15 protein-coding genes are annotated in these 16274 nt (G+C 71.5%); 2 read left to right on the top strand and 13 right to left on the bottom strand.

Going from position 1 to position 16274, the window contains the following annotated elements; all coding sequences use genetic code 11:
- Positions 1-2: 2 nt before the first annotated feature.
- Complete coding sequence (locus QMK30_RS12775) at positions 3-2759, bottom strand: SpoIIE family protein phosphatase (protein ID WP_283517732.1); 2757 nt, start codon at positions 2757-2759, stop codon at positions 3-5.
- 184 nt (positions 2760-2943) lie between these two features.
- Between QMK30_RS12775 and QMK30_RS12770 the strand changes: the two genes are divergently transcribed.
- Positions 2944-3318: a DUF779 domain-containing protein gene (locus QMK30_RS12770; RefSeq protein ID WP_283517730.1), complete on the top strand. Its 375-nt coding sequence runs from the start codon at positions 2944-2946 to the stop codon at positions 3316-3318.
- A 44-nt stretch (positions 3319-3362) separates the two neighbouring features.
- Here QMK30_RS12770 and QMK30_RS12765 read toward each other — a convergent pair whose 3' ends face one another.
- Positions 3363-4928, bottom strand: coding sequence for a hypothetical protein (locus QMK30_RS12765; protein ID WP_502963127.1), 1566 nt, complete (start codon positions 4926-4928; stop codon positions 3363-3365).
- A gap of 142 nt (positions 4929-5070) precedes the next feature.
- Here QMK30_RS12765 and QMK30_RS12760 point away from each other — a divergent pair, with 142 nt between their 5' ends.
- Positions 5071-5454 carry a hypothetical protein gene (locus QMK30_RS12760; protein ID WP_283517729.1) on the top strand — a complete coding sequence of 128 codons (384 nt, stop codon included), beginning with the start codon at positions 5071-5073 and terminating at the stop codon, positions 5452-5454.
- Here the strand turns inward: QMK30_RS12760 and QMK30_RS12755 are convergent.
- The 11 genes from QMK30_RS12755 to QMK30_RS12705 all read right to left on the bottom strand — a co-directional run bounded on the left by QMK30_RS12755 (position 5444) and on the right by QMK30_RS12705 (position 16237).
- Positions 5444-5638, bottom strand: a complete 195-nt coding sequence (locus QMK30_RS12755; protein WP_283517727.1) for a hypothetical protein — start codon at positions 5636-5638, stop codon at positions 5444-5446. The two genes, QMK30_RS12760 and QMK30_RS12755, sit on opposite strands and share 11 nt — an antisense overlap.
- Before the next feature lie 129 nt (positions 5639-5767).
- Positions 5768-6664, bottom strand: a complete 897-nt coding sequence (locus tag QMK30_RS12750) for a phosphatidylinositol-specific phospholipase C/glycerophosphodiester phosphodiesterase family protein (RefSeq protein ID WP_283517725.1) — start codon at positions 6662-6664, stop codon at positions 5768-5770.
- A gap of 110 nt (positions 6665-6774) precedes the next feature.
- Positions 6775-7434: an ABC transporter ATP-binding protein gene (locus QMK30_RS12745; RefSeq protein ID WP_283517724.1), complete on the bottom strand. Its 660-nt coding sequence runs from the start codon at positions 7432-7434 to the stop codon at positions 6775-6777.
- The gene (locus QMK30_RS12740) at positions 7427-8386 is read right to left on the bottom strand and encodes an ABC transporter ATP-binding protein (protein WP_283517762.1); all 960 of its coding nucleotides are present in this window, start codon (positions 8384-8386) and stop codon (positions 7427-7429) included. Before QMK30_RS12740 ends, QMK30_RS12745 begins: the two co-directional genes overlap by 8 nt.
- A gap of 134 nt (positions 8387-8520) precedes the next feature.
- Positions 8521-9435, bottom strand: coding sequence for an ABC transporter permease (locus QMK30_RS12735; protein ID WP_283517722.1), 915 nt, complete (start codon positions 9433-9435; stop codon positions 8521-8523).
- Entirely contained in the window at positions 9428-10393 is a 966-nt protein-coding gene (locus tag QMK30_RS12730; RefSeq protein ID WP_283517720.1) for an ABC transporter permease, read from the bottom strand. Before QMK30_RS12730 ends, QMK30_RS12735 begins: the two co-directional genes overlap by 8 nt.
- Positions 10394-10425: 32 nt before the next feature.
- Positions 10426-12021 carry an ABC transporter substrate-binding protein gene (locus tag QMK30_RS12725; RefSeq protein ID WP_283517719.1) on the bottom strand — a complete coding sequence of 532 codons (1596 nt, stop codon included), beginning with the start codon at positions 12019-12021 and terminating at the stop codon, positions 10426-10428.
- A 162-nt stretch (positions 12022-12183) separates the two neighbouring features.
- The gene (locus QMK30_RS12720; RefSeq protein ID WP_283517717.1) at positions 12184-13326 is read right to left on the bottom strand and encodes an acyl-CoA dehydrogenase family protein; all 1143 of its coding nucleotides are present in this window, start codon (positions 13324-13326) and stop codon (positions 12184-12186) included.
- Positions 13323-14504, bottom strand: a complete 1182-nt coding sequence (locus QMK30_RS12715) for an acyl-CoA dehydrogenase family protein (protein WP_283517715.1) — start codon at positions 14502-14504, stop codon at positions 13323-13325. Before QMK30_RS12715 ends, QMK30_RS12720 begins: the two co-directional genes overlap by 4 nt.
- A complete protein-coding gene (locus QMK30_RS12710) occupies positions 14501-15493 on the bottom strand; it encodes an NADPH:quinone oxidoreductase family protein (RefSeq protein WP_283517713.1) in 993 nt (330 codons plus the stop codon). The genes QMK30_RS12715 and QMK30_RS12710 overlap by 4 nt, the downstream gene beginning before the upstream one ends.
- Before the next feature lie 126 nt (positions 15494-15619).
- Positions 15620-16237: a helix-turn-helix domain-containing protein gene (locus QMK30_RS12705; RefSeq protein ID WP_502963126.1), complete on the bottom strand. Its 618-nt coding sequence runs from the start codon at positions 16235-16237 to the stop codon at positions 15620-15622.
- Positions 16238-16274 lie beyond the last annotated feature (37 nt).

Below are 16274 nucleotides of genomic sequence, written 5' to 3'. Positions count from 1 at the left end.
CCTCAGGATGCGCACGGGTGGCGCGGCGCGCGACTCAGCGGCGCCGTGTCGGGGTCACCCACCGGGCGGCTGTCGGGCTGCGGGACGGCCGGCAGGGTCTGTTCCGTCCAGATGACCTTGCCGTCGTCGGTATAGCGGGTACCCCACCGGGCGGCGAACTGGGCGACGAGGAACAGCCCGCGGCCCCCCTCGTCCATGGTGGCCGCCTGGCGCAGATGCGGCGATGTGCTGCTGTGGTCGGAGACCTCGCAGGTCAGCGAGCGGTCATGGATCAGTCGTACGCGGATGGGGCCTGTGGCGTAGCGGATGGCGTTGGTGACGAGCTCACTGAGGATCAGCTCGGTGGTGAACGCCTCTTCCGACAGGCCCCAATCGGCCAGTGTGCGGGACACGTCTGCCCGGACCTTGGACACCGCCGCGGGGTCGGAGGGCACGTCCCAGTCGGCCACGTTCGCGGCGTCCAGCCTGCGGGTGCGGCCGACGAGCAGCGCGATGTCGTCACGGGCGCGCTCGGGCACGAGCGCACTCAGGACCGCCTCGCAGGTCTCCTCGGGGTCCCGCTCGGCGTGGTCGGCGAGGGTGCGGCGGAGCAGGGTCAGCCCCTCCTCGATGTCGCGGTGCTGGCCCTCGACGAGCCCGTCCGTGTAGAGCACCAGTCGGCTGCCCTCGGGCAGCTGCACCTGCAGGGTCTCGAAGGGCAGGCCGCCGAGCCCCAGCGGTGGGCCGCCGGGCACATCGGCGAATATCACGGTGCCGTCCGGGTGGACGATCACCGGCTGGGGGTGGCCGGCCCGCGCCATGGTGCAGCGTCCGGACGCCGGATCGTAGATCGCGTAGAGGCAGGTGGCGCCGGTGACTCCCGCTCCGGCGCTGTCGACCGCCTCGTCCTGGTCGATCCGGGCGACCAGTTCGTCGAGGTGCCACAGGAGCTCGTCGGGCGGCAGGTCCAGGGTGGAGAAGTTGTGGACCGCCGTGCGCAGCCGCCCCATGGTGGCGGCGGCGTGCAATCCGTGCCCCACGACGTCGCCGACCACGAGCGCGACGCGGGCACCGGGCAGCGGGATGATGTCGAACCAGTCCCCACCGACTCCGCCGAGCCCGCCGCGCCCGGCGTGCGCGGGCAGGTAGCGGTAGGCGACGTCGATGGCGTTCTGCTCGGGCAGGACGCGTGGCAGCAGGCTGCGCTGGAGCGTCACCGCCATGGTGTGTTCCCGGGTGTAGCGGCGGGCGTTGTCGATGCTGACCGCGGCTCGGGAGACCATTTCCTCGGCGAGCGACAGGTCCTCTTCCTCGAACGGCTCGGGCTTCGCCGAGCGCCAGAGCATCGCCACGCCCAGGATCACCCCGCGGGCGCGCAGCGGAACCGCGATCATCGAGTGGATTCCGTACTCGACGAGCTGCCGGGCCCGTTCGGGGTGCTGCTGCTGCCAGCCGGAGAAGGTCAGCAGATCCGCTTCGAGTACCGCCTCGCCGCTGAGCAGGCCGGACCCCATGGGGGTGGTCGACACGAAGCGGATCACCGAATCGAGCGGGTAGAGCCCGGTGTCCCCGGGGGCGCCGCTGAAGGCCGTACGGCGCATCTCGACGCCCGCGCTCATGACCGTCGGCTCCTCGCCGCGCAGCACGGTCTCCACGACATCGACGGTGGCGAAGTCGGCGAAGCGGGCCGCGGCGAATTCGGCCAGTTCCTCGCAGGTGCGCACGACGTCGAGGGTGGTGCCGATCTCGGTCCCTGCGTCGTACAGCAGCCTCAGGCGCCCCCTGGTCAGGCCGACGGTGCCGGTGAGCGCCTGGAGCTCGGTGGTGTCGCGCAGGGTCGTGACGCTGCCGGCCGGTCCGCCGCCCTGGTCCGTCGAGCGCTGGTTGAGGGCGAGCAGGCGGTCGCCGACGGGGTGTACTTCGTCGGTCGCGATCCTCCCCGAGACCAGCAGCGCGGTGATGATCGGATCGAGCCCCAGCTCGGTGACCGCCCGCCCTTCGATGTCGGCCGGCAGGCCGAGCAGTCGGCGCGCCTCGTCGTTGGCGAGCAGCAGTCGGGCGTCGCCGCCGACAATGAGCACCCCTTCCCGCACGGCATGCAGGACGGCGTCGTGGTGCTCGTACATCCGGGTCATCTCGGTGGGGCCGAGGCCGTGGGTCTGGCGGCGCAGTCGCCTGCTCACCAGCGCCGTCCCGCCCATGGTGAGGAGCAGGATCGCCCCGGCGGAGCCGAACAGCAGCGGGAACTGGTCCTCGACCACGCCGCTCACGCGCTCGATGGTGATCCCGGCGGACACCAGGCCCACGACGGTGCCGTCACGGCCGACGACCGGCACCACGGCCTGCACGAGGGGGCCGATGGTCCCGGTGATCTTCTCGGTGACGACGCCGCCGGCCAGCGCGGGCTTCACATCGCCGACGAACTTCTTGCCGATCCGGTCCGTCAGCGGGTGGGTGTAGCGGATTCCGTCCGGGTTCAGTACGACGATGAAGTCGACCTTGGAGCGTTTACGGGCCTCTTCGGCCCGGGGCTGGAGCACCTTGGTCGGGTCGGTGCTCTCCAGAGCTTCCTCGATGCCGGGCGCGTTCGCGAAGGTCTCGGCCACGGCGACCGACCGGTTGCGGGCCTCTCTCTCACTGTCGGCCCGCGACTGCAGCACGAGCGCGGCCATGGCGGCGGCGACGAGCAGCACCACGATCGCCAACTGGAGGAGGAAGACCTGGCCCGCGAGGGTTCTCATCCTCAGAACCGAGCGCGGGCGGCCGTTGCGTGCGGCCATGCCCTCTTCTTACACCCTTCGCAGACGCCGGGCGAACCGTGTGGCAGGCGTTGCGTTGGCCGATGGGAGGGACAGGGAGGGTTTGTCCCGATGGGAGCCGCAGCGCATGCAACCGCATCGCAACCTTGCGGGGAGTCAGCTGGGTCACCCCGTCCTTTGTGGCCGGCCGAGAGAGGGACAAGACGTGTACCGACCTGAGAGCGGGCCGACGACCGGCTCACCGTGCGTGGAGTTCACCGACGCGGCGGCCGATCTGGTGCGCAGGCTGCGAGCGGCCCACGGCCCTTTGATGTTCCACCAGTCGGGCGGCTGCTGCGACGGCAGCGCGCCCATGTGCTACCCGGACGGCGAGTTCCGTACGGGCGGCTCCGACGTTCTGCTGGAGTCGATCGTCTTCGACGGTGTCGACGAGGCCGTCCCGTTCTGGATGTCGGTCCCCCAGTACGAGGCATGGCGGCACACCCGGCTGATCGTCGATGTCGTCGAGGGGCGCGGCAGCGGCTTCTCGCTGGAGGCCCCGGAGGGGGTGCGGTTCCTGATCAGGTCCCGGCTGATCTGACGCACCCCCGCGGCCGGTCCCTTTTGTGGCCGCGCCCCCGACCGTCAGTCCCGGTCGCGCACGGCCACGATGCCGTTGAAGACACCGGCGTAGGCGGTGCCGTCGGGGCCGATAGTGATGGGTGCCCAGTTGTTGTCGTACGCCGGTCCGGTGCCGGTGAGCTGCTTCCAACGGGTCTGCCCGGTAAGGAAGTCGACGGCCGTCAGGTACCAGGCGTCGATGCCGAGCCGGTTCGGTTCCTTCGCGTAGAAGTAGAGCAGTCCGTTGGCGGTGGACAGCTTGGGGACGGTGGACGGGGAGCGTACGTCGCTCTCCCACACGGTGTCGCAGCCGCTGCCGTCCGCGCGTACGTCGATGCGGGTCGCGCCGCCGGTCACGCTGCGGCCGAGCAGCAGTGACGTGGGGTTCTCGTAGCCGTAGTTGTTCTCCACGACGAGGCTGTTGCCCCAGCTGATCAGGGAGTTGTCGGTGGTGGACCGGCCGGACGCGAAGACCGGCACCTTGCAGACGAGCCGCTCGTCGGCCGGTACGTCCGCTCCGCGCCGGTAGACCAGGACGTTCATCCGGTCGTCGGCGTTGTCGGTGATGGCCACATAGTCGTCGCCGAACAGGTCGGGGGTGGTGCCCGAACCCTGGTTCACGGAGCCGGGCTTGGTTCCCGTGCCACGGTCGTACGTCTGGCGCCACTGCGCGCGTGGGGTCCCGTCGGGGTCCGCGCGGAAGCTGTAGAGGGCGCGGTCGGAGACGATCGAGACGCCGTCGTCCGCGACCGAGAAGGAGTTCTGGATCTCCTCTCCTTCGAGGCGTACCGCCCGGATCGCGCCGGTGTCCACATCGACGGTGCCGACCCGGCCGAGCCGGGTCACCCACCAGATTCGCCCCTGCCAGTCGGGCATCACGGAGGTCACGGGGTCGCAGGTACCGCTGGGGAAGAGGTTCGTCCAGGAGACGCAGTCGTGCGGGACGTGTGCCGTGAGGTCCCAGTCGTCCTCGATGACGAAGCGCCAGGTTCCGTCCGCCGCCCGCTCGTGCGCGATCCGCAGGATGTGCTGGCGCGAGTCGGCGAGCACGACGCGGTCCTGGTCGTCGAGGTAGAAGTAGGCGCCGCCGGAGGTGTCCTTGAAGATCTTCGCGAAGTCGAGCCGGGTGATGGCCTCGACGGTCGAGGAGCGCTGCGGGAGCTTGTACTCGGCCAGGGTGGCGAGCGTGCGGGGGTCGAGCAGCTTGAGCAGGAAGCCCTGGAAGGTGCCGCAGACGGTGATCAGCCGGCCCGCCGCATCGAATGTCGCGGTCGCGCACTCGCCGCCGAGCGGGGCGATCTTCTCGCTGGTGACCTGCGGGTCACGGCCCAGTGGGCCCGCGTAGGGATGGGTGCCGCTGCCCGCCGCGTCCGCGTGCATGCCGCTGCGGCCGTTGGGGGCGAGGAAGGGGTGCTGCGGTGGCGCCTGGCCGGGGACCGGCTGCGCGGTGGCGGGCGCGCCCTCGTAGGCGCTGACGAGCCGGTGCCCCGGCGCCCTGGGGATCTCCTCGGCCTGCGCGGCGCCCATCGGCAGGAGGGCCGGGAGGGCTAGGGCGAGGGCCAGGGCGCGGATGAGCACTCTGTTGGGCATCGGGCTCCTTGGGAGGACGGAGGGCGGGTACGGAGGGCGGCCGCCCGACGCTAGGGCCGGTCCGTGGAAGTGTCCATGGAAATGCGGGGTGTTTCACGAGCGCTTCATGGTCGCGCAACACGGCTGATGCGCAACTGCCCTGATGGCCCGTCAGGCCAGTGAAGCCACGCCAAGGAGCCATGCGAACCAGACCAGCGCGGTCACCCGGTTCGGAAATACGCCCAGGACCGCCAGGCCGGGCAGAGCCGATCCAGACGAAGTCCATGACGAGGTACAGCAGGAACTTCTGGCCGCCGGGCACCTGCTGTTCGCCGAGGTCGTGCACGGCCACCAGATGGGGGTGGTCGAGCCCGGCGGCGAGCCTGGCCCCGCGGTGGAACCGCTGCCGGAACGTCGGGTCCCGGGCCAGTCCGGGGTGCACCACCTTGACCGCGACCGTGCGGTCGAGGGCCTCGCCGTACGCCCGGTGGACCCTGGCCGTACCACCGGCGCCCGGCTCTGGGTGCCCCCCGGGGTCAGAACTTGATGCCCGCCACCATGTCGGTGGTGGCGGCGATCCCGTTCTGGATGGTCGGCGCCATGGTGGTGCCGGCGAGGAAGAAGCCCAGCAGTACGCAGACCAGGGCATGCGAGAGCTTCAGCCCCCCGCCCCGCAGAAAGACAACCGCCAGGATCAGCAGGAGCAGTAGCAGTGAGATCGAAATGGCCATGGCCAACCTCCTCCGCCGCGCGCACGATGCGGCATTCGGCCGCCAGTGTGGCGCAGCGGAGGGGCCGTTCGGGCCGAAGACGTGTCCGCCGTACGGGTGTTGACTGGCTGTGACGACCGGACACCACGCTCAGGCGCGGTGCGTGCGCAGAAAGCGCTCCAGGCCGGCCAGGTCGTCGGTGTTGATGTGGTCCACGGCGGCTGCGAGGAGTTCGGTCCATACGGCCTCGCGGGCCGACCCCGGCAGGTCCGGCGTCGCCCAGAAGCGGACGCGCTGCCTTCGTGCGTGGGCGGCGGAGACGACGGCGTGCAGCCGGGTGCGCTCGGCCACGGGGAACGCGCCCACGCCCAGCCAGCTGAAACTCTGCGTCCAGTTACTGCTGATCAACGGGATGAAGGAGGCCGGGGCGTCCGTGCCGAGATCCTCCAGGCGCCCGTCGTAGGAGGCGTACCGGACGCGCTGCGCCTCCATCGGGACGCGGGCGGCGCGGTCCCCGGAGACGACCGCGGTAACCGCGCCCAGCCGGACGCGGCCCTGTGCGCAGGTACTCAGCATCCACTGGTAGCGGCGCAGGTGGCGGTGGAGTTCGAGGTAGGTGGCGGCGCCCTCGGTCTTGATGTCGACGAGCAGCTGCACGGGCCTGCGGTAACCGGGGTGGACGGTGCCGTGATTGGCCCTGACTCTGGCCATCAGGGGGGCCAGGTAGAGCGATTCGAGAGTCCGGGTGGGATCGAGGTCGACGGGGTCGTGGGCGACCAGCAGCTGTCCGTCGACGAGGTAGATATCGGCTTCCACACTGGTGAAGCCGTGGGAGAGCGCGTCCAGGAGCGGGCGCCGGTGCTCGTAGTCGTTGTGCGCGTGGGCGTGGCTCAGCGGCCTCGGGTGCCTGGGCCGCTTCGGCGGGTGCTTCCCGGCGGTCGGGGCGCGCTCGGCGGCCTGGGCGTACATGGGCACGGCCGCAACTCCCGCCAGGGCGGCGGCCAGGGTGGTGACGGCTCTGCGGCGAGTGGGCGCGGGGTCGGCCATGGGTGCCTCCGGAGGTGTACGGGGCGTGTCGGACTCCGGGTGAGTATCCGCCCCACAGGCCCGCGATGGGCAGGCCCCCGACAAGAGTTCGGCCAACCGCCGCTCCCGGTTCAGCCCGAGGCGACGTCCTCCCAGCGGACCGTGCGGTCGCACCAGCGCTCAAGGAGGATCCGGTCGTGGCCGACAGCCAGCAGACCGGCACCACGCTCGCGCCGGTACGCCTCGACCACTGCGACCAGGGCGGCCGTCGTCGAGGCGTCCAGCATCGCGGTCATCTCGTCGCAGACCAGCCAGCGCGGGCGCAACACCAGCGCGCGCGCCAGGCAGGCGCGTTGCAACTGGCCGTCGCTCACCTCGTGGGGTCGGCGGCCGAGCAGTTCATCGCCGAGGCCCACGGTCGCCGCCAGCTCCCGTGCGGCGGTGTCCGCTCCGGTACGTTGTCCTGTCGCCCGCAGTGGCTCCGCGATCAGGTCGCGCAGCCGCAGCCGGGGGTCGGCGGACAGCCGTGGCTGCTGGAAGACGACGCCGACGGAGGTGCGCTGCTCGCGCGGGGCCCGGTGGCGCCAGCCGTCGACGACGCGGCCGTCGAGGGTGACGGTCCCGGCGTCCGGGCGGTGCAGCAGGGCGGCGACCTTGGCGAGCGTGGACTTGCCGCAGCCGCTGGGGCCGAGCAGTCCGACGGACTCGCCGGGCTCGACAGTCAGGCGTGCGTCCCGGACGACCGGCGCACCGCGCTCGTATCCGGCGGTGATCGCGTCAAGCTCAAGCACGGGCGCTCTCCTCGTCCGGCACGGACACGGCTGCGGGTACGGTCGCGGACACGGTCGCGGACAGTGGCGTCGGCGGGTGGTGGCAGGCGACACCCCGGACCAGTTCGGGCTGTTCGGCGCAGGCCTCGGTGGCGTGCGTGCACCGGGCCGCGAAGGCGCATCCGGTGGGCAGGTCACCGAGCTCGGGCGGCATGCCGGGGATCGGGGTGAACTCCCGCTCCGGCAGGGCGTTCAGCAGGCCGCGGGCATAGGGGTGAGAAGGGCCCGGCTCGCCGAAGAAGCTCGCGGCGTCGGTGAGTTCGACGATGCGTCCCGCGTACATCACGGCGACGCGGTCGGCGATGCGCTCGGCCGCCGCGAGGTCATGGGTGATCAGCAGGAGCGCGTGGCCGGCGTCGACGTGGCGGCGCAGTTCGTCGACGGTGCGGTCGACGAGGTCACGGTCGAGCCCGGTGGTCGGCTCGTCGGCCAGGAGCAGGGGCGCGTCGCCGACCAGCGCCAGAGCGGTCGCGGCGCGCTGCGCCAGCCCGCCGGAGAGCTCGTGCGGGTAGCGGTCGAGGTGGTCCACGGGGAACGCGGCGCGCTCGGCCGCCGCGTGGGCCGCCTTGCGCACGTCCTGCTTGCGCGTCCCGGTCAGTTCACGCAGCGTCTCCTCCAGTTGCGCCCCCACCGTCCGGACGGGCGTGAGATGCGCGGCCGGGCTCTGCGGTACGAGTCCGACGCGGCGGCCCCGCACCGTACGGGCGAGCGTGCGCTCGTCGGCGGTGAGCAGGTCGATGTCGCCGAGCCGCGCGGAGCCCGCCGTCTGCGCGTTGCCGGGGAGCAGTCCGAGGAGCGCGGAGGCGAGCACGGACTTGCCGCAGCCGCTCTCGCCGACGAGGGCCAGGCACTCCCCCGCAGGGAGGTCGAAGTGCGCGTCGGCGACGGCGGTGATGTACCGGTCGCCGCGCATCCGGAAGCGGACACTGAGGGCGCGCACGGACAGGACGGGCGCCGTGTCCGGTGCGGTCGGCGCGGAAGCCGCAGCGTTCTCGGCGGTGGCGTCGGCAGGGCCCGTGACCTGGGCGGCCGTGTTCCGGGGCGTGGTCACAGCATCAGCTCCGATCGGCGGCGGGGGTTGATCCGCTCCCGCCAGGCGCCGGCGAGGCCCGCGATGGCGAGGGTGGGGATGATCAGCAGGAGGCCGGGGAAGAGGGTGGGCCACCAGTCGCCGGCGAGGAGCGAACCGCGCGCCGACTGGACCAGGTTGCCGAGGCTCGCCTGATGGGTCGGCAGGCCGAGGCCCAGGAAGGACAGGGCCGACTCGTGCCACATGGCGTGCGGCACCATCAGCACCGCCGCGAGTCCCGCCTGGGGCAGTACGCCGGGCAGCAGGTGCCGTACGGCGACCCGCCATCGCGAGGCGCCGCCGGAGACGGCCGCGTCGATGTAGGGGCGCGAGCGCAGCGAGAGGACTTCGGAGCGGACGATCCGGGCCGTGGAGAGCCAGTGCGTGAGCGCCACCGACACGATGACGGGCCACACACCCGGCCGGAACATCGCCACGAAGAAGATGCCGAGCAGCAGGTGCGGAACCGAGGAGAACGTGTCGACCAGCCGCATCACCACCCGGTCGGCCCAGCCACCGAACGCAGCGGCGGCAGCGCCCACCGCCGTACCGATCACGGTGGCGACGACCGCGGCGACCAGGCCGACGAGCAGCGAGACGCGCAGCCCGTAGACGCAGCGCAGCAGCAGATCGCGGCCGACGTCGTCGGTGCCGAAGGGATGCGCGAGGGACGGCGGCCGGAGCTTCATCGACAAATCGACGGCCTGCTGGTCGAGATTGGCCAGCGGCGGCACGACGAGGACGGCCAGCGCGACCACCACCACGATCGCCGCGGAGGTACGCACCCGGACCGTGCGGGTGGAGCGGCGGGTGCGCCCGTGGGAGCGCCACGCCCGGGTCTCCACGTGCTCGGGGCCTTCGGTGCTCGCGGTGCGTTCTGCCAGGTCAGCCATCGAAGCCCACCCTCGGGTCGGCGAGTCCGTACAGGAGGTCGGAGAGCAGGTTGCCGACGAGCACCGCCGCCGTGGCGAGGACGGTCAGCGCGGCCAGCAGCGGGAAGTCCACGGCGGTCGCGGCCTGCACGGTGGCTGCGGCGATGCCCGGCCAGCTGAAGACCGTCTCGACGAGCAGCGCGCCGGTGATCAGTTCGGGTACCCGCGAGCCGACGAGGGTGAGCGTAGGCAGCATCCCGGAACGCAGGGCATGGCCGAGCAGCACCGTGCGTTCGTTCAGCCCACGCGCGCGTGCGCCGCGCACGGGGTCCTCCTCCAGCGCGTCGGCGACGCCCTGGCGTACGTACAGGAAGAACCACGGCAGCTGCGAGATGCCGAGGACGGCCGCGGGCAACACCAGGTGAGAGGCGACCTGGCCGAAGGTGATCACGTCGCTCCCGGTGTCGGTGAGTCCGCCGGCCGGCAGCACGCCCAGCTTGAGCGCGAACAGCCACATGGCGAGCAGCCCCAGCCAGAAGGCGGGCGCCGCTTCCAGGGTGTACGCCGCGGAGCTGGCGGCCCGGTCCAGCCAGCCGCCCCGCCTGCGCGCCGCCAGCACGCCCAGCGCCGTGCCGAGCAGGATCGCGACGAGGAACGCGGTGACGGCCAGCAGCACCGACCAGCCGAGGCGTTCACCGATGACGTCGGTGACGGGCTGGCGCATCACGCCGGAGTCGCCGAGGTCACCGCCGAGCGCCGAGGTCAGCCAGTTCCACCAGCGCGCGACGAGCGGCTGGTCGACGCCGAGGTTGGCGCGGAGCTGATCGAGGTTCTCCTGCGAGGCGGTGAGTCCCGCGGTTCCCGCGTACGCCTTGACGGGGTCGAAGGGCGAGGCTGCGGCGACGGCGAACACGCCGAAGGTCACCACCAGCAGGACGGGGGCGGCGAACAGGATCCGCCGCCCCGCCATCCTCACCATCGGCCCCCAGGGGAGCTTCCGGTTCGGGAGTATCACTTCTTCGGAGTCCAGTCCTCGACGTTCCACCAGGGGCCCGAGGCCAGACCGTGGTCGTGCGGCTCGATCTGCGTCGAGAGCCCGGTCCACTTGTCGTCCACGACGTACAGGTGGTCGATGTGGGTGAGGAAGGTGTAGCCGGGGTTCTTCACGAGTTCACGCTGGACGGTGTCGTACGCCGCCTTGCGCTCGGCCGGCTCGCCGCTCCGGCGGCCTTCCTTGAGCGCCTTGTCGACAGCGGGGTTGTCGTAGCGCGCCATGTTGTTGAAGCCGTCACCGGCGAGCGCCGACTGCAACAGGCTGTACTGGTCGAAGTCCGGGTCGCCGGGGGCGCCGCCGCCCGCGAGCACCGCGTCCTGCTTCATGCGCGGCATGATGACCTCCCAGGTGCCGGCCTGGGTCCCGATGTCGACGCCGGCCTTCTTGGCGTCGGACGCGTAGGCGAGGGCGTGGTCCTGGCGAAGCTTGTCGCCGGAGAGGTACCAGAGCGGGAAGGCGGCCCTGACTCCGCCCTTGACCCGGATACCGTCCTTGCCGGGCTTCCAGCCCGCCTCGTCGAGGATCTTCTTCGCCGCGTTGAGGTCGTGCTTGCGCTCGGTGCCCTTGGCGAACCACGGGCTGTCGGTCGGGACCGGCCCGTAGGCCGGCTTGCCCGCGCCTTCCAGGATCTGGTCGACCATGGCCTGGCGGTCGACGGCGACGTCGAGGGCGCGGCGCACGGCGGTGTCGCCCGCGACCTTGTTGTCCGTCGGCAGGGTCACCGTGCGGTAGTCGAAGGACTTGGCGGCGTACGCCTTGCGGCCGGCCTCGTCCTTGAAGGTCTTCGCCAGGTTCGGCGGCAGGATGGCGCCGTCGAGGTCGCCGGTGCGCAGCCGGGTCGCGCGCACGTCGTCGTCCTTGATGATCGCCATGGTGAACTTCTTCACCTTCGGCTCGCCGCCCCAGTAGCCGGGGTTCGACTTGAAGCTGAGCTTCTCGCCCTTGGACCAGTTGCTCAGGACGTACGGTCCGGTGCCGACGGGCTTGGTGGTGAAGGCGCCGGTGTTGACGTCCTGCTTGCCCGCGACGTGCTCGGGGGCGATCGGAAGCACGGTGCGCTCGGCGAACGGCGCGTACGGGTACTTGAGCGTGAAGACGACGGTGTTGTCACCGGCGGCCTTGACGTCCTTGATCGCGTCGAGCTCGGTCTTGGCGGCGTTGTTGGTCTTCTTGTCGAGGATGGTCATGTAGGTGAAGACCACGTCCTTCGACGTGAAGGGCTTGCCGTCGCTGAACTTCACGCCCTGGCGCAGGGTGTAGGTGTACGTCCGGCCGTCCTTGCCGACCTTCGGCAGCTCGGCGGCGAGCGCGGGCTTGAGCCGCATCTCGTCGTCGAAGGTGAGCAGCCCGTCGAATATCTTGGAGTTGCCGTCCTTGCCGTAGCCGAGGAGCGGGCTCAGGCTGTCCGGCTCGTAGGCGATGCCGACGACCGCGGAGTCCTTCGTGCCGTTGCCTGCCGCGCCGCTGCCCGGGTTCGAGCAGGCAGCCGCGCCGATGCTCAGCGCGGCGGCGAGGGCCGCGGCGGCGGGCACCCGTATCGATCGGGCCGTCATCCTCTGCACATCCCTTATTGAAGATCCACTGTTATTGCGATGTATGCGCAATTAAACAGCATGTAAGGGTGCAGTGGGTCTGAGGGCAGTACCCGGGCGGAGGGTGCGGCGGGCGCGGCAGCACCCCACGAGCCCGTGCCGCGCCCCCGTTCCCGAACTCCCCTACGGTGCGCGCAGATCCATCAGCTCCGCCAGGGTTTCCTTGTGCCGGCCCGGTGCGCCCAGCGCGATCGAGTCGGACTTGGCGCGCTTGAGGTACAGGTGCGCGGGGTGCTCCCAGGTCATCCCGATACCGCCGTGCAGCTGTACGCACTCCTCGGCCGCGTGCACCGCGACCCGGGAGCAGTACACCTGCGCGACGGCCACCGCGACCTGCACGTCCGCGCTGCCGGTGGCCAGGGCGTCGGCCGCGTTGCGGGCGGCCGCCCGCGCCGAGACGACCTCCAGCCACAGCTGCGCCATGCGGTGCTTGAGCGCCTGGAACGAACCGACGGGCCGGTTGAACTGCTTGCGGTCGCGGGTGTAGCGCACGACCTCCTCCAGGCACCATTCGGCGAGGCCCAGCTGCTCGGAGGCGAGCAGTCCAGCCCCGGCGAGCAGGCCGCGCCGCACCGGCTCCGCGGCCGAGTCCGCGAGCCGCTTACCGGCTGCCCCGTCGAAGGTGACGATGGCGAGCGGGCGGGTCAGGTCGAGTGGCGTCAGGGACTCGACGGTCACGCCGGCCGCCCCGGCCGCCACCGCGTACAGCCCGTCCTGGGCCGGCACGAGCAGCACGGTGGCGGCGGCCGCGTCAGCTACGCCGGTGACGCGCCCGCTCAGCGCCCCGTCGGCGTCGGCCCGCACCGCACCGGACAGCGCGGTGTCCGCCGAGGCGGCCAGCGGGGCGGCGAGCACGACGACGGCCCGGCCGTTGGCGAGCGGAACGAGCAGCTCGGCCACCGCGCCGTCCTGCGTGTCACAGGCCAGCAGCGTCTCTGCGGCGACGACGCCGCTGGTGAGGTAAGGGGCCGGGGCGACGCTGCGCCCCAGCTCCTCCAGCACCACCGCGGCCTCGCGGTGCGTGGCGCCCTGGCCGCCCAGCTTCTCGGGCACGAGCAGCCCGGCCAGGCCCATATCCGTGGTGAGCGAGGCCCACAGCTGCGGGTCGTACGGGGTGTCCGACTCGGCGCGGGTCAGCACGGTCGGGGCGTCGCAGCGGTCGGCGAGCAGGGACCGTACGGCCGCCCGCAGGTCGTCCTCCGCCTCGGAGTACAGCAGGTCGGCCGGGGCCGCCGCGTCCGTGGTCTGTGTCGTCGGCTCCGTCATCGGGCGAGATCCTTCCAGGCGATGTCCTTGTCGCTGCGCGGCTCGGAGGGCAGACCGAGAACGCGCTCCGCGACGATGTTGAGGAGCACCTCGCTCGTACCGCCCTCGATGCTGTTGCCCTTGGACCGCAGATAGCGGTATCCGGCGTCGCGCCCGGTGAAGTCGACAAGCTCGGGTCGGCGCATCGTCCAGTCGTCGTACAACAGGCCTTCCTCGCCGCGCAGTTCGACCTCCAGGCCACTGATCTCCTGGTTGAGCCGGGCGAAGGCGAGCTTCATGCCGGAGCCCTCGGGGCCCGGCTGTCCCGCCACCAGCTGCTGACGCAGGCGCTCGCCCGCGAGGCGGGCGACCTCGGCGTCGATCCACAGGTCGAGCAGCCGCTGGTGCAGGTCGTGGGTGCGCAGTTCGGGCCGCTCGCGCCAGGTCCGCGCGATGGGGCCGATCATGCCGCCCTCGCGCGGGGTGCGGGAGCCGCCGATCGAGACGCGCTCGTTCATGAGGGTGGTCTGCGCGACCTTCCAGCCCTCGCCGACCGCGCCGAGCCTTCGGCTGTCGGGGATGCGCACATCGGTGAGGAAGACCTCGTTGAACTCGGCCTCGCCGGTGATCTGGCGCAGCGGTCGCACCTCGACGCCCGGATCGGTCATGTCGCAGACGAAGTACGTGATGCCCTGGTGCTTGGGCAGGTCCGGGTCGGTGCGGGCGATGAGGATCGCCCAGCGGGCCACATGAGCGCTGGATGTCCAGACCTTCTGCCCGTTCACCACCCAGGAGTCGCCGTCGCGCACCGCGCGGGTGCCGAGCGCGGCCAGGTCGGATCCGGCGCCCGGTTCGCTGAACAGCTGGCACCAGACCTCTTCGCCGACCCACAGCGGCCGCAGCAGGCTCCGCTTCTGTTCGTCGGTGCCGAAGCGCAGGATGGTCGGCGCGGCCATGCCGAGACCGATACCGATGCGCCTCGGGTCGTTGTCGGGCGCGTCGGCGGCAGTCAGTTCCTCGTCGACGACGGCCTGCAGGGAGCGCGGCGCGTCGAGCCCGCCGAGGCCGACGGGGTAGTGCACCCAGGCCAGCCCGGCGTCGAAGCGGGCCTTGAGGAAGTCCGTGGGCGCTGTGGTCGCGGGCGGATTGGCCGCCAGCAACTCCCTGGTGAGGACGCGCACTTCAGCGACGTCGGTCATCGGCTCTCTCCGTCGGGTACGGCGGTGGGTGCGGCGTCGGGTACGACGACCACGCGTCCGGTGGTCATGCCGTCCGCGACGCGCTGCACGGCGTCCGCGGCGTGCTTCATCGCGACGCGCTCGCTGACGAGCGGCTTGATCGCGCCCTCGGCGGCCAGCCTCGTCAGCTCTTGGTGGCAGGCGGGGATCGCGGCCGGGCCCTTGGTGTTGTACAGGCCCCAGTGCAGGCCGACGATCGAGTAGTTCTTGACGAGAGCGTGGTTGAGGCCGGGCGAGGGGATTTCCCCGCTCGCGAATCCGACGATCACGATGCGGCCCTCGAAGGCGACGCACTTGACGGACTTGGCGTAGGCGTCGCCGCCGACCGGGTCGTAGACGATGTCCGCGCCACGGCCGCCGGTGGCCTCCTTGACCTTGGCGACGATGTCCTCGCTCCGCCGGTCGATGACGAGGTCGCAGCCAAGGTCGCGGGCGGTGCGGGCCTTGTCCGGGCCGCCGACGACACCGATGACGGTGGCGCCCGCCGCCTTGCCGAGCTGTACGGCGGCGCTGCCGACGCCGCCCGCCGCCGCGTGCACCAACAGGGTTTCCCCCGCCTGGATGTGCGCCCTGCGGTGCAGGCCGAACCAGCCGGTCTGGTAGCCGATGTGCAGGGCCGCGGCCTCGGCGTCGTCCAGCGAATCGGGCGCGGGCAGCACGGTGGCCGCGTCCGCGGTGACGTACTCGGCGAATCCGCCGTGCGGCAGCGCCGGGGTCGCGATGAGACGGCGACCGTCCTCGGTCTCGCCGCAGACCTCGACGCCCGGAGTGAAGGGCAGCGGCGGACGCACCTGGTACTGGCCCCGGCAGAGCAGGGCGTCGGGGAAGTTGATGTTCGCGGCAAGGACCCTGAGCAGGAGCTGCCCCTCGCCCGGCACCGGCTTCGCGACCTCTTCGAGCCTCATCACCTTGCCCGGCTCACCGTTCTCGTGCACTCGCCATGCCCGCATCCGAGATCCTCCACAACACCGTAGGCAGTACCGCGCTCGGAGCATACTAAGCGGTCGCTTGCCCCAAGGGAACAGTTTCGCCCCCATCGGCCCGACTCCGGCCCCTCCGCGCCCCCGCCGGCCTGCTCAGTCCTTCTTCGGCTTGGCCCGTACGTGCATGCGCTCCCCCTGCGGCCCGAAGAGGCTCAGGAATTCAACGGGCGCCTTGGTCGCGGGCCCGAACCAGTGCGGGACCCGGGTGTCGAACTCCGCCGCCTCGCCGGGCCCGATCTCCAGATCGTGCGGCCCGAGCACCAGACGCAGCCTGCCCGACAGGACGTACAGCCACTCGTAGCCCTCGTGTGTACGGGGCTCCGGGGCGTAGTCCATCTGCCTGGCGATCACCTTGAAGGCCTGCAGGCCGCCGGGCTGCTGGGTGAGCGGGAAAAAAGTCTGCCCGTACCGCTCGATGGGCTTCTTCTCCCGCACCCGCGGGTCCCCCACCGGGGGCGCGCCCACCAGTTCGTCCAGCGGCACCTGGTGCGCGCGGGCAATGGGCAGCAGCAGCTCAAGGCTCGGCCGCCGCCCGCCCGATTCCAGCCGGGACAGAGTGCTCACGGAGATCCCGGTCGCCTCGGCGAGCGCGGCCAGCGTGGATCCGCGGCCCTTGCGCAATGTGCGGAGCCGGGGGCCCACCCCGTTCAGTACGTCGTCCAGCTCGCTCCCGCTCTCATCGCCCGTGCCATTGCCCATGCTCGTCACCATGCCGACATTGCAGGATCGGCAAGGCGATTTGTCAATC

It is taken from the genome of Streptomyces sp. H27-C3 (genome assembly GCF_030063415.1).
Classification (GTDB): domain Bacteria; phylum Actinomycetota; class Actinomycetes; order Streptomycetales; family Streptomycetaceae; genus Streptomyces.
This window is presented reverse-complemented; position numbering and strand designations above follow the sequence as displayed.

What these genes read in the sequence shown, in the direction of transcription:
- QMK30_RS12775 (WP_283517732.1), bottom strand. Translation starts at nt 2,759, where the DNA reads ATGGCCGCACGCAACGGCCGCCCGCGCTCGGTTCTGAGGATGAGAACC.
- QMK30_RS12765 (WP_502963127.1), bottom strand. Translation starts at nt 4,928, where the DNA reads ATGCCCAACAGAGTGCTCATCCGCGCCCTGGCCCTCGCCCTAGCCCTC.
- QMK30_RS12760 (WP_283517729.1), top strand. Translation starts at nt 5,071, where the DNA reads ATGGCCCGTCAGGCCAGTGAAGCCACGCCAAGGAGCCATGCGAACCAG.
- QMK30_RS12755 (WP_283517727.1), bottom strand. Translation starts at nt 5,638, where the DNA reads ATGGCCATTTCGATCTCACTGCTACTGCTCCTGCTGATCCTGGCGGTT.
- QMK30_RS12750 (WP_283517725.1), bottom strand. Translation starts at nt 6,664, where the DNA reads ATGGCCGACCCCGCGCCCACTCGCCGCAGAGCCGTCACCACCCTGGCC.
- QMK30_RS12740 (WP_283517762.1), bottom strand. Translation starts at nt 8,386, where the DNA reads ATGCGCGGCGACCGGTACATCACCGCCGTCGCCGACGCGCACTTCGAC.
- QMK30_RS12735 (WP_283517722.1), bottom strand. Translation starts at nt 9,435, where the DNA reads ATGGCTGACCTGGCAGAACGCACCGCGAGCACCGAAGGCCCCGAGCAC.
- QMK30_RS12730 (WP_283517720.1), bottom strand. Translation starts at nt 10,393, where the DNA reads ATGGTGAGGATGGCGGGGCGGCGGATCCTGTTCGCCGCCCCCGTCCTG.
- QMK30_RS12725 (WP_283517719.1), bottom strand. Translation starts at nt 12,021, where the DNA reads ATGACGGCCCGATCGATACGGGTGCCCGCCGCCGCGGCCCTCGCCGCC.
- QMK30_RS12720 (WP_283517717.1), bottom strand. Translation starts at nt 13,326, where the DNA reads ATGACGGAGCCGACGACACAGACCACGGACGCGGCGGCCCCGGCCGAC.
- QMK30_RS12715 (WP_283517715.1), bottom strand. Translation starts at nt 14,504, where the DNA reads ATGACCGACGTCGCTGAAGTGCGCGTCCTCACCAGGGAGTTGCTGGCG.
- QMK30_RS12710 (WP_283517713.1), bottom strand. Translation starts at nt 15,493, where the DNA reads ATGCGGGCATGGCGAGTGCACGAGAACGGTGAGCCGGGCAAGGTGATG.
- QMK30_RS12705 (WP_502963126.1), bottom strand. Translation starts at nt 16,237, where the DNA reads ATGGTGACGAGCATGGGCAATGGCACGGGCGATGAGAGCGGGAGCGAG.